Origin of the sequence: Flavobacterium sp., assembly GCF_031409475.1 — a bacterium.
GTDB lineage: Bacteria > Bacteroidota > Bacteroidia > Flavobacteriales > Flavobacteriaceae > Flavobacterium.
Genome location: NZ_JANNXH010000005.1, coordinates 1 through 24,677 on the forward strand (window position 1 = coordinate 1; position 24,677 = coordinate 24,677).

Sequence of the window (24,677 nt, forward strand, 5' to 3'; positions counted from 1 at the left end):
AATCATAAGATTTACGAGGTTTTGATTGCCTTTGTTTAACAACCAGCGGAGAAAGAGGGATTCGAACCCCCGGACCTGTGACAGTCAACAGTTTTCAAGACTGCCGCATTCGACCGCTCTGCCATTTCTCCAGTGAGCGTCAATCAAAATAGTTGATTGCGAGTGCAAATATAAGACCTTTTTGGTTTTAAAAAAACTATTATAATAAAAATAACAATAATTTTAATAGCTATTTTTTAATTGTTTAATAATCTTGACTTTAATCAATTCTGAACAATTAATTGTTTATTGAATGCTTATCTAATATTTTACATATTCTTTAATTTCTAGACCATATCCAATCATTCCAACACGCTTAGTTTGTTCGGTATTTGATAATAATCTAATTTTTGAAATATCAATGTCATGTAAAATTTGAGCGCCAATTCCAAAATCTTTATTGTCCATCTTAATTTGTGGAGCTTTGAAAATCCCTTTTGCTTGTAAATCCTTTAACTCTATAATTCGATTTAATAAATCGGATGACCGCGATTCTTGATTTATAAATAACATAGCACCTTTGCCTTCTTCATTTATTAATTGGAACATATCGTCTAATTTTTTATTAGCATCATTTGTTAATGTTCCTAAAATATCATTATTGACTAGTGTTGAATTTATTCTTGTTAAAATAGACTCACCTAAATTCCAATTACCTTTTGTTAAGGCTAAATGTACTTGATTATTTGTAGTTTGCAAATAGGAGCGAAGTCGAAAGGTTCCAAAACGTGTTTCAATATTAAAATCTTCCTTTTTTACAATCAAACTGTCGTGTTGCATTCTATAGGCTACTAGATCTTCGATTGAAACGAGTTTTAAATCGAATTTTTTTGCTACTTTGACTAATTGAGGCAATCGAGCCATAGATCCATCATCATTCATAATTTCGACGATTACACCAGCTGATTTAAAGCCAGCTAATCGAGCAAAATCTATAGCTGCCTCCGTATGTCCAGTTCGTCTTAAAACACCACCTTGTTTTGCAATGAGTGGAAATATATGTCCTGGCCTTGCTAATTCATAGGGTTTAGTCTCAGGATTTACTAGCGCTAATATGGTTCTAGATCTATCTGATGCCGAAATACCAGTGGTTACACCATTACCTCTTAAATCTACTGAAACTGTAAATGCAGTTTCTAATGGATCGGTATTGTTGTTAACCATAGCACTCAATCCTAATTCTTTGCATCGATTTTCAGTCAACGGGGCACAGATTAAGCCTCGACCGTGAGTAGCCATAAAATTGATCATTTCTGGAGTTACTTTCTCTGCTGCTGCCAGAAAATCGCCTTCGTTTTCTCTATCTTCATCATCAACAACAATTATAATTTTTCCATTTCGAATGTCTTCAATGGCTTCTTCAATTGTGTTGAGTTTTATTTTTGTAGTTACCATATATTGGAATTAATTTTGAGAAGGGAATATTTTTTTTATTATTTTTTGGAATGGTGCCAAGATCACATCCATGTTTATCAATCCAATATCGTTTGTTGCTCTATAAGTTAGCAGAATTGCCACAGGCGTCAATATAATTGAGGACATCCAAGCTCCAAGAAAAGGAGCCAAGCCATCTTCTTGTGAAATCCTTTTACCAAAAGTATTTATAAAATGAAATGTTATGAAAATTAATACAGCAAAAACTATTGGCAAACCTAATCCGCCTTTTCTTATAATTGCACCTAATGGAGCACCTATAAAAAACATCAAAACACACGCAAATGCAATTACAAACTTATCATAAAATGCTAATAAATGATTGTTAATGTTTTTTTGTTTAATTGTAAAATCAGCATTTGTAGCATCTATCGATAAGGCTGAACTGGCTAAGTTACTTATGGACATTTTTAACAGTTCTGATTTTTGAAAATTAGTGTAAATTGATAATAAATTGTTGGGCAAAGGCTTACTTTTTTTGGTTTCTATTTTATTATTGATAATCGCAATACGCTGATTACTTGTTTCGGAAAATGAAATAATATCAGTTTTCAAACTTTTATGCAATGAATCAAGAGTGTAATTTAATTCATTTACATTGAGCATTGTATTGGTATTGGATATATTTTCTTCATCTTGATTTGCCATATTCAGCTTTGATAAATCAAGATTTATAATATATTTCTTGAAGGAACTTTTTGCAAAAGGAACTTTGTTTCGGTCTAAATAATTTTTTGGAACAAGATCTTCATAATAATAACCGTCATTCAAAACTAGTTTCAGAATACTGGATTCCTCACTACTTATTAGTTCTCCATTTTTAGCAATAATGACAGTTTTTCCACCATCGCCAACATTTGATTTTTTGTGGATAGTTATTCCAGTAAGTGTATTCCCGTTCTCACCTGATTTTTTATTTACTTTAATATTATAAAATCCTACATCACTAAATTGACCTTCAGCTATGGCTAGTGCAGGCTTGACTTGTGCAATATTTTTTCTAAAGTTTATAAATTTATATTCGGCAAAAGGTATAATGTTATTTGCAAAAAAGAAGGCCACGATGCTTAGTAGTAAGATAAAAACCGTTAAACTTTTCATGGTTCTCTGTAATGAAATACCGGAAGATTTCATTGCTGCAAATTCATAATTTTCGGCTAAATTACCAAAAGTCATGATAGAAGCTAATAAAACGGAAAGTGGCAATACTAAAGGAATTATTCGAGGCATTGCAAATAATAAAAATTTAACAATCATTATTAAATCTAAATCTTTACCTGCTAATTCTGCAATGAATAACCAAACAGTTTGTAGTATAAAAATAAAAAATAGGATTACAAATACCATCGTAATTGTAGTCAGAAATGTTTTTAATAAGTATTTGTCAAGAATTTTCACTTAAAATCAATCTATTTTATTGATGTAGTAATTTGGATATTTACTCTCGGCAAAGATAAATTGATTTTTTGACAAAGGTTGGTTGGTTTTAAAAGAATTAACTGTCAATGTAGTTTTTGTTCCTTTTTTATCTATTTCAATTACATTATAAATATGTTTGGTTTGAATGTCAATACCCAGCAGTACTTCTTTCCTTTTGTCTTTGAAATTTGTTGGAATGAGTTTTACATATTGAATTTTTCTTCCTTTTATGTCTTTTAAATCAGACATTTCGTATTTATATCCTATGTTAAAAAATGTCATCATTTTTGATGGTGTGATGGCATTGTTATCTTTTTCATTTACGGATGATATAGTTATTTCTTCATCTTCCGGTACAACAGTATAGCTTTTTTTTCCATCATAAATTTTGGTTACACCCATGAAATTTAATATGTATTGATTTCCTTTCATGATTACATTGCCTTTACTATCTTGATTGATATTTTCTTTAGTATTATTCAATGAATATTTAAAGTCAATGACAATATTATCATAGCTTTTTATTTTTGTTGTTACTTGATCAAGCAATTCTTTGGCCTTTTTATCTTGTGCCTGGATCGTAAAACTAAAAAGCAATAATAATGTTAAAGCCGCAAATTTGAGTTTGATGATTTTATGTTGAAGTATCATTAGTTTATTATTTGTAATTGGTGTTGATTTATTTAAATCAATGAACACGTACTATGATTGTTCATTATTGAAAAATTGATCTAGAGAACTCATGTCTAAAATGTTTACACTTCGGGCTTTGCTTCCTTCAAAAGGGCCAACTATTCCTGCAGCTTCGAGTTGGTCTATCAATCGCCCAGCTCTGTTGTAGCCTAATTTTAGTTTTCTTTGTAGCAACGAAGCCGAACCTTGCTGTGCATTTACAATAACTTCTGCAGCTTCTCTAAACAAAGTATCTCTATCGGAAATATCCATATCAAGATTAATGCCACTTTCCTCACCAACAAATTCTGGAAGCAAATAAGCTGTTGCATACGCTTTTTGAGAACCAATAAATTCTGTTATTTTTTCTACTTCGGGTGTGTCTATAAATGCGCATTGTACCCGCACTACGTCGTTTCCATTGGTATAAAGCATATCGCCACGACCTATTAATTGGTCTGCACCTTGAGTGTCTAAAATGGTTCTTGAGTCAATTTTTGAGGTTACTCTAAAGGCTATTCTAGCAGGAAAATTCGCTTTTATCAAACCTGTAATTACATTTACAGATGGTCTTTGTGTCGCAATAATTAAGTGAATTCCTATGGCTCGAGCGAGTTGTGCAAGTCGTGCAATGGGAACTTCGACTTCTTTTCCTGCAGTCATAATCAAATCCGCAAACTCATCAACTACTAATACTATATAGGGTAAAAATCGGTGTCCGTTTTCTGGATTTAATTTTCGAGCCTTAAATTTATCGTTGTATTCCTTGATGTTTCTTACCATCGCATCTTTCAATAACGAATAGCGGTTGTCCATTTCTACACAAAGCGAATTCAAAGTATTTACTACTTTTGCATTATCGGTAATAATGGCATCATCAGTATCAGGAAGTTTAGCGAGATAATGCCGTTCTATTTTATTAAAAAGGGTCAACTCTACTTTTTTAGGGTCAACCAATACAAATTTGACTTCGGCTGGATGTTTTTTGTACAAAAGCGAAGTTAGTACTGCATTTAATCCAACAGATTTTCCTTGTCCTGTTGCTCCGGCCATCAATAAGTGAGGCATTTTTGCCAAATCGACAACAAAGGTTTCATTCGAAATCGTTTTTCCAAGAGCAATGGGCAATTCCATTTCGGCTTCCTGAAATTTAGCAGAGCCAATAACACTTTTCATAGAAACCATCGTAGGATTCTTATTCGGAACTTCGATTCCTATCGTTCCTTTCCCAGGAATAGGAGCAATGATTCGAATACCTAAGGCCGAAAGTGATAGTGCAATATCGTCCTCTAAACTCTTGATTTTCGAAATTCGAATTCCAGCTTCTGGGACAATCTCGTACAACGTTACTGATGGTCCAACGGTAGCTTTTATCTGGGCAATTTCGATTTTATAATTGCGAAGCGTATCTACAATTCTATTTTTATTTTCTTCTAATTCTTCTTGGTTGATCGTAATTCCGCCAGTTGAATATTCTTTTAATAAATCGATTGTTGGGTATTTATAATTGGATAAATCCAAAGTTGGATCAAATAAACCAAAATCAGAAACCAATCTCGACGCTAAATTGTCTTCGATAATATCTTCTTCTATTGCTTTTTCGATTACAAAAGCATCGTCATGTGTAGTAATAATTTCTGGGGCAATAAATGGCGGTGGTGTAATTTCGAGTGGAGTTGTTTTCAAACTAATTTCCGAAGCATTACTAATGGTAGGTTTTAAGGCTTCTTTGTTGATCTCGAATTGTGAACCCTGAGTTTTAAGATGAATCCCATCGAGTTCTTCTTCATCCACAACTGCAAATTCTTCTAAATTATAAGTATTTTCTCCTGACAGGGCAGTTTTTGAACCCAAATCTGCTTTGATTTCTTTTTTGGTTCTTTCAAAAAAGGAATGGATTTTTTCAGGTGAAACTTTAATTTTAAATACTAAATAGAGAATCAACCCGAAGATTAAAACCAATGCGGTTCCTGTTTTACCAATATAATCTTGCGAAAATAAATTCAATTCATAACCAATTGTCCCACCCAATTCCGGTAATGTGGTGGCAAAAAACCCTAATGAAACCGATAAAACTAGGATTACAAATAAGTCCCAAAACCAAATATTCTTTAGTTTTTTTAGAGAAATATTGAGTACCAAAAAAATACCCGATAAGAAAAACAAGCGCACAAATAAAAATGAGGCAAGCCCAAATCCTTTATAAACAAATAAATCTGCCAAATATGCGCCAAATTTCCCCAACCAATTTTGAACTGTTTCCTTTCGATTAGATAATTCAGATAAAGCGCTTTGATCTTCCTGTCCGTAGATGTAAAAGGAAATAAATGCCAGTAATAAAGCGATAGAAAACAAGACTAATACAGAACCCAAAACAAGCTTGTGTTGTTTCGACATTTCCCATGATTTAGTTGCTTCGAGTTTCGTATCAGGTTTTGTATCTAAAAGTAATTTTTTTGTCGTTTTCGCCATTCGTGATTGTATAAAACCTATAAAATTTTTGGAAGATAAATAATTAATCCAATTGCGATTGCAGTCAGAGCAGCAAAAAAAACAGCGCCAGCAGCGATATCTTTTATAAAACCAATTCTTTCGTGGTATTCTGGATGAATAAAATCAGCTACTTTTTCTACCGCAGTATTCAAACCTTCGATACTCAATACTAAACCTATTGCTAGGGTTTGAAAAAGCCATTCAGTAGTCGAAATTTTAAAATAAAAACCTGCTGCAATCAATAGTAACGCTGTAGAAAATTGGACCATTATACTATGCTCTGTAGAAATCAATTTTATAGCTCCTTTGAAAGCGAAAGTGATGCTTTTTAATCTTCCGGTAAAAAAAGTATTGTCTTTTTGAAATTCCATCAAGATTGTTTAAAGTACCGCCAGAGCAGCATCATAATTAGGTTCATCAGCAATTTCAGGAACTTGTTCAGTATGAATAATGGTTCCGTTTTCATCAACTACAATAATTGCTCTAGAATGTAAACCAGCTAATACGCTATCAACAATTTCTAACCCATTCGTTTTTCCAAAACTACCATCATTAAAATCTGATAAATTAACAACATTTTCAAGACCTTCTGCTCCACAAAAACGTTTTTGAGCAAATGGCAAATCTCTTGAAATACACAAAACAGTTGTGTTTGCTAACGCACTAGCACTTTGATTAAATCGTCTTACAGATGCAGCACAAGTTCCTGTGTCGATACTTGGAAAAATATTCAAGACTAATTTTTTTCCAGCAAAATCGCTTAAAGAAGCTATTGATAAATCGGTTGCAACTAATTTAAAATCAGTGATTTTAGAACCTACTTTTGGTAATTCTCCTGATGTGTGAATTGGATTTCCTCCTAATGTTATTGAAGCCATTTTATTTGTTTTAAATGAATTTCAAAAGTATGAAAATTATTTAAGATTTTAGAACAATCACAATAGCATTCTATTTAATTTTTTAATCAAATATAAAAGGAGTTGTTTGTATAAAATATAGTAGTAAAACTATAGTTTTTATCTATCAAAAAACAAATTTACCAAGAAGGCTTTTTGGTAAATTTGCATAAAGTAATTATATAATTAATTTAAATATGGAAAATAACACAAACTCAAGTAAGACATCTTACAATATTAATGAAGAAAGTAAATGTCCCTTTTCTGGAGGTACAAATTCAAAGAAAAGTGCTGGAAATGGAACATCAAACCGAGATTGGTGGCCAAATCAGTTAAAACTGAATATTCTTCGTCAAAATTCGTCTCTTTCAAATCCAATGGATGATTCTTTTAATTATACTGAAGAATTCAAGTCGCTTGATTTAGCTGCTTTAAAGAAAGATATTCTTGATTTAATGACCACTTCACAAGATTGGTGGCCAGCTGATTACGGAAGTTATGCAGGCTTTTTTATTCGATTGGCTTGGCACAGTGCAGGAACATATAGAACTGCTGATGGTCGAGGTGGAGCAGGTTCAGGAACACAGCGGTTTGCACCATTAAACAGTTGGCCAGATAATGGAAATCTAGACAAAGCACGGTTGTTACTATGGCCAATAAAACAAAAATATGGCAATAAAATTTCTTGGGCGGATTTAATGATTCTTGCCGGAAACTGTGGTTTAGAATCATCGGGTTTTAAAACTTTTGGTTTCGCTGGTGGAAGAACAGATGTATGGGAACCAGAAGAAGATATTTATTGGGGTTCAGAGAAAGAATGGTTAGATGATAAAAGATATACGGGTGACAGAGAATTAGAAAATCCGCTGGCAGCTGTGCAAATGGGCTTGATTTATGTGAATCCAGAAGGACCAAACGGGAATCCAGACCCACTTTTGTCTGCTCGTGATATTCGAGAAACTTTTGCTCGAATGGCAATGAATGATGAAGAAACCGTTGCGCTTATAGCTGGTGGGCATACTTTAGGGAAAACACACGGAGCAGCCGATCCAAATAAATATGTTGGTGTAGAACCAGCCGCTGCAGGTATCGAGGAACAAAGCAAGGGTTGGAAAAACTCTTTTGGAACAGGAAATGCAGGCGATACTATAACGAGTGGATTAGAAGGTGCTTGGACTACAACACCAACTAAATGGAGCAATAATTATTTTGAAAATCTTTTTGGTTTTGAATGGGAATTATTCAAAAGCCCAGCCGGTGCTCACCAATGGAAACCAACTAATGGTGCTGGAACTGGAATCGTACCGGACGCTTTTGATGAATCTAAAAGTCATACTCCAGTAATGTTGACAACAGATTTAGCGTTGCGATTTGATCCTGTTTATGAAAAGATATCTAGACATTTCCTTGCAAATCCAGCTGAATTTGATGATGCCTTTGCTAGAGCTTGGTTCAAATTAACGCACCGTGATATGGGACCAAAAGTACTGTATTTAGGTTCGGAAGTTCCAGCCGAAGAGTTAATTTGGCAAGATCCAATTCCTACAGCGTCCGATCAATCTATTGATAGCAATGATATTAATTTGTTAAAAGAAAAAATACAAGCATCAGGTTTGTCTGTTTCTCAATTAGTGTCAACTGCTTGGGCTTCGGCTTCTACTTTTCGTGGTACCGATAAACGTGGCGGAGCAAATGGTGGCCGAATCCGATTAGCACCACAAAAAGATTGGAAAGTAAATAATCCAACACAATTGTCTACTGTTTTAGGGACTTTAGAAAGTATTCAAACTGCTTTCAACGCTCAATCCGATAAAAAAGTTTCTATTGCTGATTTAATTGTTTTAGCTGGAAATGTGGGAGTAGAAAAAGCTGCTGCAACTGCTGGATTTACTGTAAATGTGCCTTTCACTGCAGGAAGAACTGATGCTGCACAAGAACAAACTGAAGTACACTCGTTTCAATTTTTAGAACCTTTAGCCGATGGTTTCCGTAATTATTCAAAAACTAAATACACGGTTTCTGCCGAAGAAATGTTGCTTGACAAAGCACATTTGTTAACATTAACAGCTCCAGAAATGACCGTTCTTATTGGGGGAATGCGAGTATTGAATACAAATTTCGACCAATCACAAAATGGTATTTTTACAAAACGTCCTGAATCACTAACAAATGATTTTTTTGTAAATTTATTAGATTTATCAACAACTTGGAAAGCCGTTTCAGAAGCTGTTGATGCTTTTATTGGAACAGATAGAAATTCTGGTTCCATCAAATGGTTTGGAACGCGTGTTGACCTTATTTTTGGTTCGAATACTGAATTGAGAGCAATCGCTGAAGTTTATGGCTCTAGCGATTCAAAGGAAAAATTTGTAAAAGACTTTATTGCAGCTTGGAATAAAGTAATGAATTTGGATCGTTTTGATTTGAATTGATTTTTACCAATGATTTATTTTTGCCACAGATTTCACAGATTCACACAGATTTCAGTCAGAAAATTGAAAATTAAAAAAATCTGTGTGAATCTGTGAAATCTGTGGCAAGTTTTTCTTTTGGTAATATTAATAGATGGAGAAATTATTATAAAGGGCAAACTAGAAATAGTTTGTTTTTTTTATACTCTAAAAACCTTCAATTTCAACAGGTAATATTCCTTTACATTCTGAATTTTTGAGCAATTGATTTGCAGCGATTTCTTGAAACTCTTTAAAATCTTGATACACTTGGATTACACCTTCCGCTTTATCGAGATTCGGAATTACCTGTAAAACATAAGGGTTTCCAAAAACGTATAAAACACATTTTTTAGTAGTAAATAATTTTCCTAAAAATGCCAAAATCGCGTCATCAATATCAAAATTATTAAATGGTTTTGCTTTTGGAACAAAAAGGGAAATAAGTAGGACATCAAAATCAGCCAAATCTTTTTCCAGTTTCAATATTGAATTTTCGTCAACTGTTTCTAATGCAAACTCAGGCGAGGGAAGCAAATCAGTTAAGGTTTTAAAAAAGACGTTTTCTGTATTTTTAAAAAGGCTAACTTTGGCGAGTTTCTCATCGTTTTTAGCTTCAAAAATCAGTACACTATTTTGATTGTTTTTAATTTTAGTAATGCTATTTTCGGCTATTTTTCTATTCAAAACGGTTGCAGTTTCAAAATTTAAATTGCCTTCTGGTTTGGTAATTCCAGTTATGATATCTGCTTTTTGTTTGCATTTCATTAATCGGTTAAAGCTAGCTTCGATTCGTTCTGGCAAAGCGTTTTTGAGGATTTCTTGAATTCCCTCAGCTACGTTTTCTGCAAAGCACAACACATCATTCCCTGCGTTGAAGGCTTCCCATTCCAGTTGCCCTTTTTTGTAATACAAACTTGAAACACTGCGCATATTCAACGCATCTGAAATTACTAAACCATCATAGCCCAATTGTTTGCGCAAAAGGTTTTCTATGATTGGTTTCGACAAGGTTGCCGAAGTATTTTTACCATCATTCAAAGCGGGAACTGCAAGATGTCCAATCATAATCGAATCGACATTTTGTTCAATTCCTTTTATAAAAGGAAACAATTCGTTTTCGAGTAATTCTTCCAAAGTTTCTTCTAAAACAGGCAAGCCTAAATGTGAATCGACGTTGGTATTTCCGTGACCAGGAAAATGTTTTAAGCAACCCAAAACCCCAACATCATTCATTCCTCGCAAGTATTCTAAAGCAAAACGAGCTACTTTTTCTTTGTTTTCTCCAAAAGATCTATACCCAATTACGGGATTATTCGGGTTGTTATTAATATCCGCCAATGGCGCTAAATTGTAATGAATTCCTGCCGCTTTTAAGTCCAATCCAATTTGTTTACCAACTTCATAAACCAAATTAATTTCGCTTTCGGGCAAAGCACCAAGTGTAATGGCATAAGGATATTGTGGCGTTTTTTCGACCCGCATTGCCAATCCCCATTCGGCATCAATGCACATCAATAGTGGAGTAGTGGCACATTTTTGAAAACGGACAACCAGTTCTTTTAATCGTTCATAGCTGTGGTCGTTGTGTTCGACAGTCTTTTTAGATTCATAGTTAGTTGCCGCACTTGCTCTGCTATGAAAAAATGTCAAGCCACCAATGTTATACTCCCGAATTAAACGCTCGGTTTCTATAATATTTTCTTCCGTGTCGTTGATAAAAACAGCAGGAAAAAAGAATTGTCCTATTTTTTGTGCTTGTGTCATTTTAAAATCATTAATATCTTTAAATTTATAGATTCATTCACGTTGTTTTTTAAAACCATATAAGAAATATAAGGACATTTAAGGGAGTGGTTTTTTTTAGATTTTTATTTCAACTTATATGCTCTTATATTTCTTATATGGTTTAAATAAAACTAATATTGTTTCAATCTTATGCTGACTTCTTTCCAAAATCTTTTGGAAAAATCAAAAATCGAGACAAAATCAATCCTGGTATTGTGGCCAAAAACACCCAAATAAAGAAATTACCATAACCCAAATAGTCTTGAATGTAACCACTCGCCATTCCGGGAAGCATCATTCCTAAAGCCATAAAACCTGTAGCGATAGAGTAATGGGAAGTTTTTGATTCACCATCGGCTACATAAATTAAAAACATCATAAAAGCAGCGAAACCAAAACCATAGCCAAATTGCTCACAAATTACGGTCGCATAAACATAGAAAATAGAGGTTGGGTGAAAATGGGATAATAAAACAAATCCAATTATGGGTAAATGCATCATCAAAATCATAGGCAACATCCATTTGCCAAGTCCGTGTTTTGAGATGGCAATACCGCCTAAAATTCCCCCAATGACTAGTGCCAAAACTCCAAAAGTTCCGTAAATAATACCAACATCTTCGGTGGTTAAACCCATTCCGCCAACGTCTTTACTGTCTATTAAAAAAGGAGTGAGCATTTTTAATAATTGGGATTCGCCCAACCGAAATAATAAAATAAAAGCCAACACTAAACCGATTTGTTTCTTCTGAAAAAAGGTTGCGAAAACTGTTCCGAAACTTACTTTTGGAGTCAATTCAGCTTTGTTTTCAATATTTTTTGATTCTGTTTTTGGAGTAGAAAAATAATTATAAATTGTAATCAAAGCCATAATAAAAGCAACAATTACCATAGTATAGGACCACGCTTTGGTCTTGTCTCCATATTTTTCTTCTAAAAAACCAGCAATAATAACAATTAATCCATTTCCGGTAAGCATCGAAAGGCGGTAAAAAGTACTTCTAATTCCAAGGAAAAAAGATTGCTGTTCTTTGGCTAAAGCCAACATATAAAACCCGTCGCTGGCCACATCATTTGAAGCTGATGCAAATGCCGCAACCCAAAAAACAGCCAAACTCAACACAAAGAAATTACTCATAGGAATCGTTAATCCTACGATTAAAAATGCAATCGAAATTACCAATTGCATTGCCAGAAACCACTTTCTCTTGGTAGCATATAAATCAATAAATGGACTCCACAAGGGTTTAATAACCCAAGGCAAATACAATAAACTTGTATAAATTCCAATATCTTCATTGCTGATTCCTAAGCTTTTATACATAATTACCGAAACCGAAATGATAATTGCATATGGCAAACCCGAAGCAAAGTTCAAAACGGGAATCCAATACCAAGGTTGATTGTCTGTTTTCATTATTTAATTTCTTTCGTTAAGTCTAAAATAGTTGCGTTGCTTTCGTTGCCATAAAAATCGATAAATGTGATGGCTGATGCCCCAATTCCTTGGAATTTATTGGTTGGAATACTAATAATAATAGAATCTTTTTTCTCTTGAAAAGCGATTTTTTCCATAATTAGGCTTGGATTATTCACATCAAGTTTAGCTTTATTTTTGGCACCATAAATCACAACATAACGTATTTTGCTATTCAAAGGAAAATTAAGTTTAAATCGATAGTTTGTAGCGTCTTTTATAAAAGAAACAATCGTAGGATTGTCAACCACAATTTGCATTGAACTAGGAACCGGATAAGGAAGTGCGGGATATTTATATTGATTTTCAAGTAGTATTTGTGTCACATCTTGGTTAGTGTTTACAAATCCTTTGGCACTGAAAAAAGCATTTCCCTGAACGTTTCTGTAGGTTCTTGTTAAGTCAATTTGGTTTGGAATTTCCAGCGGATTATTCCATTTTTTGTCTGAATCCGTTCTGATTTTATAGGTGCTATTGCCAATATAAAGATTGGTATTTGTAGTGTTTTCGGACCACCATTTTAGTAATTTTGAGTAAGAAGCTTTGGGATGTTCGATGCTCCAATACAATTGTGGCAACATATAATCAATGTACTTTCCTTCCATCCAAGCCAATGGATCGGCGTATAAATCATCATAATTGGTTTGACCAGATTCGGTGTCAGAACCTTTTGGATCTACCGATTTATTGCGCCAAACGCCAAACGGGCTAATCCCAAATTGCACCCAAGGTTTGATGTTTTTTATCGAAAAATAAATATTTTTTACAAACGAATTCACATTTGATCGTCTCCAGTCTGCTAACGAAAGTCCATTTCCATATTTTTTGAAAGAAACAACATCATTAAACTCTTTTCCTTTTACTTTATAAGGATAAAAATAATCGTCAAAATGGATGGCATCGATGTCATAATTTTTGACAACTTCTTCGACTATGGTTGTCAAATGGTTTTGAACTTCGGGTAAGCCGGGATTGTAATAGTATTTTTCTTTGCCCTTTTCACCATATTTAATCATCCAATTGCGATGCTTAAAAAAATCGTGATTGGGACTTAAAGTTTCAATTTTAGTATCGAAAGTCGCTCTGTAAGGATTTAGCCAAGCATGAAATTCAAAACCTCGGTTATGAGTCTCGGTAATCATCCATTCTAAAATGTCAAAGTTATCTTTTGGTGCTTGACCTTCTTTCCCGGTCAAATAACGAGACCAAGGCGCCAATTTCGTTGGGTAAAAAGCATCGCCAATACTACGAATTTGAACAATTACAGCATTATAATTTAATTTTTTATAGTTGTCTAAAATCTCTATGAAATCAGTTTTTTCTTTTTCTAAATTGTCGGAACTACTTTTTGGCCAGTCAATATTGACTACTGTTGCAATCCAAACGGCTCTAAATTCATTTTTAGGATAGAATTCATTTTGTTGTGAATTTGCATCACAAATCGGTATTAAAAAAAAGAGAAGCGTAACTATCCAGTACTTATATTGTTTCATATTGTGTAATTATAAAGAATTCAAAAATAGGTTTTTTAGTGAAGTATATTCGTAAAAATATTATTTTTTATACTGTTATTTTTCAATACAAAATGCGTTCCAAATCAGTTTTGGGTTTGTGATAATCCGTAATTAATCTCTTTAGGTTTAATTCCTCGATGCTCTGCGTCGATTTTTTTGCCACAGATTCACAGATTAAAATAGATTTTTAAAAATTTGTGAATCTGTGGCAAAAAAAATATTTGATTTCGTAAATAACGCAACACTATCTTTTATATTTGTCAATAATATTTTTTAGTTATGCCAACCCAAACGCAATTGCAGCAATTATCTCAATCATTAGATGGAGAATTTTTATATGATGAGCTTCATAAAACCATTTATTCTACGGATGCATCGGTGTATAAATTTAGACCAATTGCTATTGCTTTGCCAAAAACAGAACACGATATAAGCAAACTAATTCGCTTTGCTACCGAAAATAAAATCTCGTTAACGCCAAGAACTGCGGGAACTTCGCTGGCGGGACAAACTGTGGGAAACGGAATTATTGTCGATGTTTCTAAATATTTTACCAATATTGTTTCGTTCGATGCCAATAAAAAAACGGTAACGGTTCAACCTGGAGTAATTCGGGATGAGTTGAATTTATTCCTAAAACCACACGGATTATTTTTTGGTCCCAACACTTCTACCTCAAATAGGTGCATGATAGGAGGAATGGTTGGGAACAACTCATCAGGCACAACATCAATTCGTTACGGAGTTACAAGAGATAAAATTGTCGAAATCAAAGCCATTTTGAGCGATGGTTCAACAGTAGTTTTTAATGAACTTTCGTCTGCTGATTTTATAGAAAAAACCAAAGGCGATTCGCTCGAAAATTCGATTTACAAAACGATTTATGACGAACTTTCGAATATAGAAAACCAAAAAGAAATAGTAAAGGAATTTCCAAAACCAGAAATACACCGCAGAAACACGGGTTATGCAGTTGATTTATTATTAAAGTCGGACTTATTTTCGGGAAATGAACCCACAATAAATTTAGGAAAATTACTTTGCGGAAGCGAAGGAACTTTAGCTTTTACGACCAAAGTTACACTCCAAGTTGATGACTTGCCACCCGTAAATAATATTATGATTGTGGCTCATTTTCAAACGATTCAAGAAAGTTTAGAATCGGTTCTTGTGGCAATGAAACATCATTTGTACACCTGCGAAATGATGGATGACACGATTCTCGATTGCACCAAAAACAATCGAGAACAAGCCAAAAACAGACTTTTTATAGAAGGAAATCCCAAGGCAATTATGATGTTTGAAGTCGCTTCGGATTCTACAGACGATGCTGAAATTCAAGCCAATGCTTTGGTTGCAGATTTGCAAAAAAATAATTTTGGTTATGCTTTAATAAAATTATACGGCGACGATATTGATAAAATTATCGAACTCCGCAAAGCAGGTTTAGGACTTTTAGGAAGTATTGTTGGCGACAACAAAGCCGCCGATTCTATCGAAGATACCGCAGTAGAATTGAGCGATTTGCCCAATTATATTGCCGAATTTGCTACGATGATGAAAAAATACGGGCAAGATGCAATTTATTACGCACACGCTGGAGCTGGAGAAATTCATTTGCGTCCAGTTTTGAATTTAAAGAAAACCGAAGATTTAAAACTTTTTAGAACCATCGCAACCGAAGTGGCACATTTGGTAAAAAAATACAAAGGTTCGTTGAGCGGAGAACATGGCGACGGAATCGTTCGTGGCGAATTTATTCCGTTTATGATTGGCGATAAAAATTACGAATTACTTAAAAGAATAAAATTGGGTTTCGACCCAAACTCGGTTTTGAATATTGGAAAAATTGTGAATGCGCCAAAAATGGACGAAAATCATCGGGTAATTTCGGGTAGAGTGGAGCCAGAGATTCAAACTATTCAAGATTTTTCTGATAGTTTAGGGATTTTGCGTGCTGCCGAAAAATGCAATGGTTCTGGCGATTGTAGAAAATTACCTTCGGCTGGCGGCACAATGTGTCCGAGTTATCGCGCCACCAAAAACGAAAAAGATACCACGCGAGCCAGAGCAAATGCACTTCGAGAATATTTGACCAATTCTGAAAAAGACAATAAATTCAATCATAAAGAATTATACGAAGTGTTCGAATTGTGTGTGAGTTGCAAAGCTTGTGCGAGTGAATGTCCGAGTAATGTGGATGTTTCGGCTTTGAAATCAGAGTTTTTGTATCAATATCAAAAAGCGAATGGGTTTTCTATTCGGAATAAAATTTTTGCCAATAATGCAAAACTGAATCAATTGGGCAGTATTTTTCCGAGTGCAACCAATTTTATTTTGAACCAATTTTTGGTTAAAAAAAGTATGGGAATTGCCGTGAAAAGGGAAGTTCCGTATTTGGCGAAAACTACTTTTAGAAAGTGGGTTAAAAGTAATGGCAATATCAATGGTAGTTTCAATGGCAATTTCAATGAAAATAAGAATACTAAAGTCTATTTGTTTTGCGATGAATTTACGAATTATTACGATGTTTCGGTAGGAATTGATACTTATGAATTGTTGACAAAATTAGGCTATGAAGTTTTGGTAATTGACCACGAAGAAAGCGGTAGAGCTCTTATTTCTAAAGGTTTTCTGGAGGAAGCACAAGTTGTAGCCAATAAAAATGTGGCAATTTTTAAAGATTTAATTTCTGAAAACACACCTTTAATAGGAATAGAACCTTCGGCAATATTAACTTTTAGGGATGAATACCTTCGACTCGCAAAAGACAAAGAAAGTGCTGAAAAAATTGCTAAAAATGTATTTACGATTGAAGAATTTTTTAAAAGAGAAATCACTTCAAGCAAAATTAATTCCGACTCATTTTCTGATGTTGCAAAAAATATAAAAATTCACGGGCATTGTCATCAAAAAGCATTGAGTTCGATTGAAGCGACTTTTGCAATGTTGAATTTACCAAAAAACAGCAACGTTACCATTTATAATTCAGGTTGCTGCGGAATGGCAGGAAGTTTTGGATACGAAAAAGAGCATTACGATATTAGCATGCAAATGGGCGAAGATACTTTGTTTTCAAAAATCAGAACCACAACTGAATCAACTACAATTGCTGCGGCTGGAACGAGTTGTCGTCATCAAATTTTTGATGGAACAAATAGAAAAGCGTTGCATCCCGTTACCATTTTGAAATCGTTTTTGAAATAAGTATAAAATATTCAAATGAATATTAGTTCAATTATTTTTATTTAATTGTTCAAGCAAAACTTCGTAAATTAAAATTGTTTTATATATTTGGAATCTGAATAAAATATACATTTTTCACAATTAAGAAGTGCATTATTTACAATATATTTATTTTTAATGATAAAATTTACAATATGGCATCCAAAAGTTTATTTAGAAAAAAGACCGTTCAAGACATTTTAAAGCAAGTCGAGAAAAACAATATCGATGGGCATAATGCATTAGGGAAACACTTAACGGCAAGAGATTTGACAGCATTTGGAATAGCTGCAATTGTTGGTGCTGGTATTTTTAGTACTATTGGTAAAGCCAGTGCTGATGGTGGACCAGCTGTTATTTTTCTTTTTTTATTTACAGCCATCGCCTGTAGTTTTGCTGCTTTTGCTTACGCAGAATTTGCTTCAATGGTGCCAGTTTCAGGGAGTGCTTATACCTATTCCTATGTTGCTTTTGGGGAATTAATTGCTTGGATTATTGGCTGGGCATTGATAATGGAATATTCGGTTGGAAACATTACGGTTGCCATATCATGGAGTGATTATTTCACTGGTTTGCTAGAAAGTGGTGGCTTGCATTTGCCCAAATGGGTGCAAATGGATTACTTAACCGCTTCAAATGGATTTAATGATGCTACAGCTTTGATGCAAGGCGGAAAATCTTTCGAAAATTTGAGCACTGCTTTACAATCATCATATATAGCTTGGACCACATCTCCAGTAATTGGCTCTTTTCATTTTGTGGCTGATTTACCGGCTTTATTAATTATTATTTTGATTACAGCATTGATTTATCGTGGGATGAAAGAGTCTAGAAATGCAAGTAATATCATGGTTGTAGTTAAATTATGTATCGTACTTTTAGTAATTGCTGTTGGTATTTTTTATGTTGATACTGCCAATTGGGATCCATTTGCACCAAATGGTGTGTCGGGAGTTTTAAAAGGTGTTTCGGCAGTTTTCTTCGCTTACATTGGTTTTGATGCCATTTCGACGACTGCCGAAGAATGTAAAGATCCACAACGTGATTTACCAAAAGGAATGATGTGGGCAATTATTATTTGTACTATTTTATATATTGCAATTGCGCTTGTACTTACCGGAATGGTTAGTTATACTGAATTAAATGTTGGTGATCCATTAGCATTTGTATTCGAAAAATTAGATTTAAAATGGATGTCAGGAATTATTGCGGTTAGTGCAGTAGTAGCAATGGCGAGTGTTTTATTAGTTTTTCAAATGGGTCAACCTCGTATTTGGATGAGTATGAGTCGTGATGGATTATTGCCAAAACGTTTTTCTAAAGTACATCCAAAATACAAAACACCTTCGTATGCTACCATTGTAACTGGTTTTGTGGTGGCAGTTCCTGCATTGTTTTTGAACTTGACAATGGTTACCGATTTATGTAGTATTGGAACTTTATTTGCTTTTGTACTGGTTTGTGCTGGAGTTTTGGCTTTGCAAAATAGAACTGATATTCCTCGAGGGAAATTTAAAACACCTTATGTAAATTCAAAATTTATATTGCCTGTTTTAATTGGTATTGGATTAGTATTTGCTTTTGGATATAATAAGAAGGCAACAATGGATTTTATTACCAATGAAACTCAAATAAACGATGCTGCTGCAATTATTACTTCCTTAAATAAAGAAGAAACCCAGAAAGTATACGACTATTTAGTAAGTATAGATTCAAAAAAAGGCACAAACGAAATACCTGATTTAGAGCATTTATTGAGCCAATACCAGCAAGATGATCTTGCGTATCAAAAAGTAATTGCAGGTTTACCTGTTGCAGATTCTATTAAATACGAAAGTGGTTTTGGGTTATTCAAACACAAAATCCCAATGTGGATTTTCTTGCTTGTTTTAGTAGGATTATCATTTTGGTCTTTCAAAGAAAATTTATCGTTGATTCCGCTTTTAGGCCTTATTTGTTGTTTGTACATGATGGCTGAATTGAGTGTATGGAACTGGATTTATTTTGGAATTTGGCTCTTGATTGGATTAACAATCTATTTTGGTTTCAGCCGTAAAAACAGTAAATTAAATAGTTAGAAATAATAAATTTATCTTTGAAAAGAGCATTTTATGAAAGCATTACCTAAAGGCAGTCCAAAATTATTAAATGCCTGGGCCTTTTATGATTGGGCAAATTCAGTTTATACATTAACAATCGCTTCGGCAGTTTTTCCTATTTTTTATGAAGCCTTATTTTCTGAAGGAGAACATTACATAAGTGTTTTTGGTTTAAATCTTAAAAATTCGGCATTGATTAGTTTTGTTACAGCTTTTGCTTTTTTAGTAATTGCATTTATATCACCATTATTATCTGGAATAGCAGATTATGTGGGCAATAAAAAATCATTCTTGAAGTTTTTTTGTTATCTAGGATCGATTTCCTGTATGGGATTGTATTGGTTTAATCTTGAAGATATTTACATAGGGTTGTTATTTTATTTACTTGGGCTTATTGGATATTGGGGTAGTTTGGTTTTTTACAATTCGTACTTGCCAGATATCGCTTTTCCAGAGCAACAAGACAGTATTAGTGCCAAAGGTTTTTCATTTGGTTACGTTGGAAGCGTTTTGTTATTGATAGTTAATTTAGCTATGATAATGAAACCTGATTTTTTTGGAATTACAGGAACCGAAGGTGAAGCAGCAATGAAAGCGATGCGGTATTCTTTTATTATGGTCGGAATTTGGTGGATTGTATTCAGTCAATATACTTATTATTATTTGCCAAAAGGAAATAAAAATAGTGAAAAAGTTACTAAAGCTGTTATTTTTAACGGATTTAAAGAATTGAGAAAGGTTTGGGAATTGTTAAAGCAAAACCTCCCTTTAAAACGTTATTTAGAAAGTTTTTTTGTTTCGAGTATGGCTGTTCAAACCGTAATGCTTGTAGCGACTTATTTTGGAGCTCAAGAAATTGCTTGGGAATCTAAAAGTGATGGTACAACAGGATTAATTATTTGTATTTTATTAATACAATTAGTGGCCATTTTAGGTGCGTTTTTGACTTCAAAAGCTTCAACTAAATATGGAAACATCCCCACTTTAATTACTATAAGTTGTTTTTGGGTTCTACTTTGCGCGGCCGCTTATTTTATTAGACTTCCTATTCATTTTTATATTATGGCCAGTTTAGTTGGACTTGTTATGGGAGGAATTCAATCGTTATCACGTTCTACTTATTCTAAATTATTGCCAGAAACAGAGGACACAACTTCCTTTTTTAGTTTTTATGATGTTGCCGAAAAAGTGGGAATCGTTATTGGGATGTGCATCTACGGAACCATAGATCAAATCACGGGAAGTCCTAGATTTGCAATTGTGTTTTTAGCAATCTTTTTTATTATTGCTGTTATTTTATTACGAAGAGTGCCTAACAAACAAGTTTTAAAATAATTTTTTAGATAAATTCGACTTACCTCAGAAGCATAGAAAAATAGCATTCTATTAAGTGATTTTATACTTCCGTTTGGCATAATGATTGTTTTTAATAGAAAGAAATCAGCTGTTTAATTTGTTTAATAATTGATTTTCAATGAAATAGCTCTATTATATACAATAACTTTGATTGAATGTTTAATACATTTAATGACAAAAAGGCTTAAATAATTATATGTCAAATCACAAAATACTTACTATTGACAATTTGTCACTTCAAGAATTTGATTCAGAAGCTGAATTAATACCGTTATTGACTCCAGAAGATGAGGAGGAAATGAATAATGAATTGTTGCCAGATTCCTTGCCAATATTGCCCTTGCGTAATACTGTTTTATTTCCCGGTGTAGTTATTCCAATATCTGCGGGAAGAGATAAATCGATAAAATTAATTAATGATGCTAATGCAGCAGGAAAAATTATTGGAGTTGTTTCTCAAATCAATGAAGAAGACGAAGATCCTACTAAAAACGATATTCATAAAATAGGTACAGTAGCTCGAATTTTGCGTGTACTCAAAATGCCAGACGGAAATATTACTGTTATTTTGCAAGGAAAAAAACGATTCGAAATTGAGTCTGTACTTTCTGAAAGCCCATACATTACAGCAAAAATTAAAGAAGTTCCCGAGAAAAGACCCGGAAAACACGACACCGAATTTACTGCTATTATTGAGTCTATAAAAGAGTTGGCTATAGAAATAATTAAGGAAAGTCCTAATATTCCCAGCGAAGCTACTTTTGCAATAAAAAACATTGAGAGCCAATCATTTCTGGTAAATTTTGTTTCCTCAAACATGAATTTATTAGTTAAAGAGAAACAAGATTTACTATCCATTAATGCTTTAAAGCAACGAGCACTTGAAACACTACGTTATATGAATGTAGAGTTGCAAAAATTGGAATTAAAAAATGATATTCAATCTAAAGTTCGTTTTGATTTAGACCAACAGCAACGAGAATATTTCCTTCATCAACAAATGAAAACCATACAAGAAGAATTAGGTGGTGCATCTCAAGAAGAGGAAATCGACGAAATGAGTCTAAAAGCTAAGACCAAAAAATGGGACGAAAAAACCCAAAAACATTTTGAAAAAGAATTGTCCAAAATGCGAAGAATGAATCCACAAGCGCCAGACTTTGGAATTCAACGAAATTATTTAGATTTGTTTTTAGATTTGCCTTGGGGCAATTATTCAAAAGACAGCTTTGATTTAAAAAGAGCACAAAAAATTCTAGATAGAGATCATTTTGGTCTGGAGGATGTTAAGAAAAGAATGATTGAACATCTTGCAGTTCTGAAATTGCGAAATGATATGAAATCACCAATAATTTGCTTAACTGGTCCACCGGGTGTTGGAAAAACTTCCATTGGAAAATCAGTTGCCGAAGCATTGGGAAGAGAATATGTTCGAATTTCACTTGGCGGATTGCGTGATGAAGCCGAAATTCGTGGTCATAGAAAAACGTATATTGGTGCCATGCCAGGCAGAATTATTCAAAGTTTGAAAAAAGCAGGAACATCAAATCCTGTTTTTGTATTGGACGAAATTGACAAATTATCTAATAGCCATCAAGGTGATCCATCATCAGCATTACTAGAAGTTTTAGATCCGGAACAAAACAACTCTTTTTATGATAATTTCCTAGAAATGGGGTACGATTTGTCCAAAGTCATGTTTATTGCCACGTCAAATAATATGGCTGAAATTCAACCGGCATTGAGAGACCGAATGGAAATCATAAAAATGTCTGGTTATACTATTGAAGAAAAAGTAGAAATTGCACGTCAACATTTGTTTCCAAGACAATTGAAAGAGCACGGTTTAACAACTAAAGATTTAACGATTGGGAAAAAGCAATTTGAAAAAATTGTTGAAGGATATACTCGTGAATCTGGTGTTCGTGGATTAGAAGCAAAAGTGGCACAAGTTATTCGAAATGCGGCAAAATCTATTGCTATGGAGGAAGAATACAACAAGAAAGTTACCGATGAAGATATTGTAAAAGTTCTTGGAGTTCCAAGATTAGAAAGAGATAAATACGAATCTAATGATGTTGCTGGTGTTGTAACAGGTTTAGCTTGGACAAGTGTTGGTGGTGATATTCTTTTCATTGAATCCTTAATTTCTCCAGGAAAAGGCGCTATGACAATCACCGGAAATTTAGGAACAGTAATGAAAGAATCGGCAACTATAGCTTTAGAATATATTAAAGCCAATGCGGAAATTTTAGGTTTAAATCCTGAGTTATTACTTAAATATAACATTCATTTACACGTTCCAGAAGGAGCAACCCCAAAAGATGGACCAAGTGCTGGAATCGCAATGTTAACTTCATTGGTATCAGTGCTTACTCAAAAGAAAGTGAAGAAAGGATTAGCGATGACTGGTGAAATTACTTTAAGGGGAAAAGTTTTGCCTGTGGGTGGATTAAAAGAAAAGATTTTGGCTGCAAAAAGAGCAAACATCAAAGAAATCATTTTGTGTAACGAGAATAAAAGAGATATTGATGAAATAAAACAAGAGTATTTAGAAGGTTTAACGTTTCATTATGTTAAGGAAATGAGTGAAGTATTGCAAATAGCCATTACCAATCAAAAGGTTAAAAACGCAAAAAATTTATAAATTACTAAAGCTTGAATATCCAAAAGGCAAAAGTTAAATTAATTTTCAGTTAATTGAACTTTTGCCTTTTTTGCTTTTATGGTGTGCCTTAAAAATAATATCTTCGCAATTGCGTTTTACTACATAGAACAGTCATTTTAAATATGCATAAAAAACTTGTATTACTTTTTTTATTTTCGGTTTGTACTGTTTTGCACGGTCAAATAGGAGGTAAGTCTGTATATCAGTTTTTAAATTTAGTTACTTCTCCACGACAATCCGCGTTAGGTGGAAAAACAATTACAATTTATGATAATGATGTGAATCAGGCTCATTTCAATCCAGCTACAATTAATGCTGAAATGGACAACCATTTAGCTTTAAATTATGGAAGCTATTTTGGCGAAGTTACTTATGGAACGGCATCTTATGCTTATACATATGACCGACATTTGCAAACCTTTCAAGCAGGAATTAATTATGTGAATTATGGTAAATTTGATGGTTTTGACGAAAATGGTGAAGTCACAAGTCAATTTACAGGTAGTGAAATAGCACTATCTTTTGGTTATGCCTATAATGTTCCGTTTTCTAATTTATATATTGGAGCTAACGCAAAATTGATTTCATCAACTCTTGAAAGCTATAATTCAATTGGCGGAGCAATAGATTTGGGTGCAATTTATATAGACGAAGCCAATGACGTAAATTGGGGTTTAGTGATTAGGAATATTGGAACACAATTCACTACCTATTCTGGAACAAAAGAAAAATTACCTTTGGAAATTATGATTGGTGTTTCTCAAGAATTAGAAAATGTACCCATACGCTGGCATCTAACTTTAGAGAATATGCAACAATGGAATATCGCTTTTTCGAATCCAAATCAAGCCGAAACAGGTTTAGATGGATCTTCAAGCGATAAAAAAGTATCTCTATTTGGAAATGCAATACGACATATGGTTTTTGGGGTGGAACTTTTTCCAAAAAGATCATTTAACATTCGTTTAGGATATAATTTTAGAAGAGCCGAAGAGTTGAGAATTCTTGAACAACGTAATTTTTCAGGAATATCAATGGGTTTTGGGTTGAAAATGAATAAATTAAAATTCAATTATTCGTATTCAAGATATACATTAGCAGGAAATACAAGTCTTTTTGGATTAACAATTAACTTACAATAATACAT

General features: G+C 33.5%; 15 protein-coding genes and 1 tRNA gene. 6 read left to right on the top strand and 10 right to left on the bottom strand.

Annotated features, from left to right (window positions below; translation table 11 throughout):
• Window positions 1-46: 46 nt before the first annotated feature.
• The 7 genes from RMO53_RS01080 to tpx form a co-directional block, all read right to left on the bottom strand.
• Window positions 47-131, bottom strand: a tRNA-Ser gene (locus RMO53_RS01080).
• A gap of 169 nt (window positions 132-300) precedes the next feature.
• Window positions 301-1,434, bottom strand: coding sequence for a 3,4-dihydroxy-2-butanone-4-phosphate synthase (ribB, locus tag RMO53_RS01085; RefSeq protein WP_310377501.1), 1,134 nt, complete (start codon window positions 1,432-1,434; stop codon window positions 301-303).
• Between the two features lie 9 nt (window positions 1,435-1,443).
• Entirely contained in the window at window positions 1,444-2,871 is a 1,428-nt protein-coding gene (locus RMO53_RS01090) for an LptF/LptG family permease (protein ID WP_310377502.1), read from the bottom strand.
• 6 nt (window positions 2,872-2,877) lie between these two features.
• Window positions 2,878-3,543 (bottom strand): outer membrane lipoprotein carrier protein LolA, encoded by a 666-nt coding sequence (locus RMO53_RS01095; RefSeq protein WP_310377503.1) that lies wholly within the window; start codon window positions 3,541-3,543, stop codon window positions 2,878-2,880.
• Window positions 3,544-3,594: 51 nt separating this feature from the next.
• Window positions 3,595-6,036 (bottom strand): DNA translocase FtsK, encoded by a 2,442-nt coding sequence (locus tag RMO53_RS01100; protein ID WP_310377504.1) that lies wholly within the window; start codon window positions 6,034-6,036, stop codon window positions 3,595-3,597.
• A gap of 17 nt (window positions 6,037-6,053) precedes the next feature.
• Window positions 6,054-6,428, bottom strand: a complete 375-nt coding sequence (locus tag RMO53_RS01105) for a diacylglycerol kinase family protein (RefSeq protein WP_310377505.1) — start codon at window positions 6,426-6,428, stop codon at window positions 6,054-6,056.
• A 9-nt stretch (window positions 6,429-6,437) separates the two neighbouring features.
• Window positions 6,438-6,935: a thiol peroxidase gene (gene tpx, locus RMO53_RS01110; protein WP_310377506.1), complete on the bottom strand. Its 498-nt coding sequence runs from the start codon at window positions 6,933-6,935 to the stop codon at window positions 6,438-6,440.
• A 215-nt stretch (window positions 6,936-7,150) separates the two neighbouring features.
• Between tpx and katG the strand changes: the two genes are divergently transcribed.
• Window positions 7,151-9,385, top strand: a complete 2,235-nt coding sequence (gene katG / locus RMO53_RS01115; RefSeq protein WP_310377507.1) for a catalase/peroxidase HPI — start codon at window positions 7,151-7,153, stop codon at window positions 9,383-9,385.
• A 186-nt stretch (window positions 9,386-9,571) separates the two neighbouring features.
• Here the strand turns inward: katG and RMO53_RS01120 are convergent, their stop codons facing one another.
• From RMO53_RS01120 to RMO53_RS01130, 3 genes are all read right to left on the bottom strand, one after another.
• The gene (locus RMO53_RS01120) at window positions 9,572-11,170 is read right to left on the bottom strand and encodes a glycoside hydrolase family 3 N-terminal domain-containing protein (protein WP_310377508.1); all 1,599 of its coding nucleotides are present in this window, start codon (window positions 11,168-11,170) and stop codon (window positions 9,572-9,574) included.
• 169 nt (window positions 11,171-11,339) lie between these two features.
• On the bottom strand, window positions 11,340-12,608 hold the full coding sequence (locus RMO53_RS01125; protein WP_310377509.1) for an MFS transporter: 1,269 nt from the start codon (window positions 12,606-12,608) through the stop codon (window positions 11,340-11,342).
• The gene (locus RMO53_RS01130) at window positions 12,608-14,161 is read right to left on the bottom strand and encodes a family 10 glycosylhydrolase (protein ID WP_310377510.1); all 1,554 of its coding nucleotides are present in this window, start codon (window positions 14,159-14,161) and stop codon (window positions 12,608-12,610) included. The genes RMO53_RS01125 and RMO53_RS01130 overlap by 1 nt, the downstream gene beginning before the upstream one ends.
• Window positions 14,162-14,461: 300 nt before the next feature.
• Between RMO53_RS01130 and RMO53_RS01135 the strand changes: the two genes are divergently transcribed.
• From RMO53_RS01135 to porQ, 5 genes are all read left to right on the top strand, one after another.
• Window positions 14,462-17,389 (top strand): FAD-linked oxidase C-terminal domain-containing protein, encoded by a 2,928-nt coding sequence (locus tag RMO53_RS01135; RefSeq protein WP_310377511.1) that lies wholly within the window; start codon window positions 14,462-14,464, stop codon window positions 17,387-17,389.
• 173 nt (window positions 17,390-17,562) lie between these two features.
• On the top strand, window positions 17,563-19,485 hold the full coding sequence (locus RMO53_RS01140; protein ID WP_310377512.1) for an amino acid permease: 1,923 nt from the start codon (window positions 17,563-17,565) through the stop codon (window positions 19,483-19,485).
• A gap of 33 nt (window positions 19,486-19,518) precedes the next feature.
• A complete protein-coding gene (locus tag RMO53_RS01145) occupies window positions 19,519-20,841 on the top strand; it encodes an MFS transporter (protein WP_310377513.1) in 1,323 nt (440 codons plus the stop codon).
• 217 nt (window positions 20,842-21,058) lie between these two features.
• The gene (gene lon, locus RMO53_RS01150; RefSeq protein WP_310377514.1) at window positions 21,059-23,509 is read left to right on the top strand and encodes an endopeptidase La; all 2,451 of its coding nucleotides are present in this window, start codon (window positions 21,059-21,061) and stop codon (window positions 23,507-23,509) included.
• 143 nt (window positions 23,510-23,652) lie between these two features.
• Complete coding sequence (gene porQ / locus RMO53_RS01155; RefSeq protein WP_310377515.1) at window positions 23,653-24,672, top strand: type IX secretion system protein PorQ; 1,020 nt, start codon at window positions 23,653-23,655, stop codon at window positions 24,670-24,672.
• Window positions 24,673-24,677 lie beyond the last annotated feature (5 nt).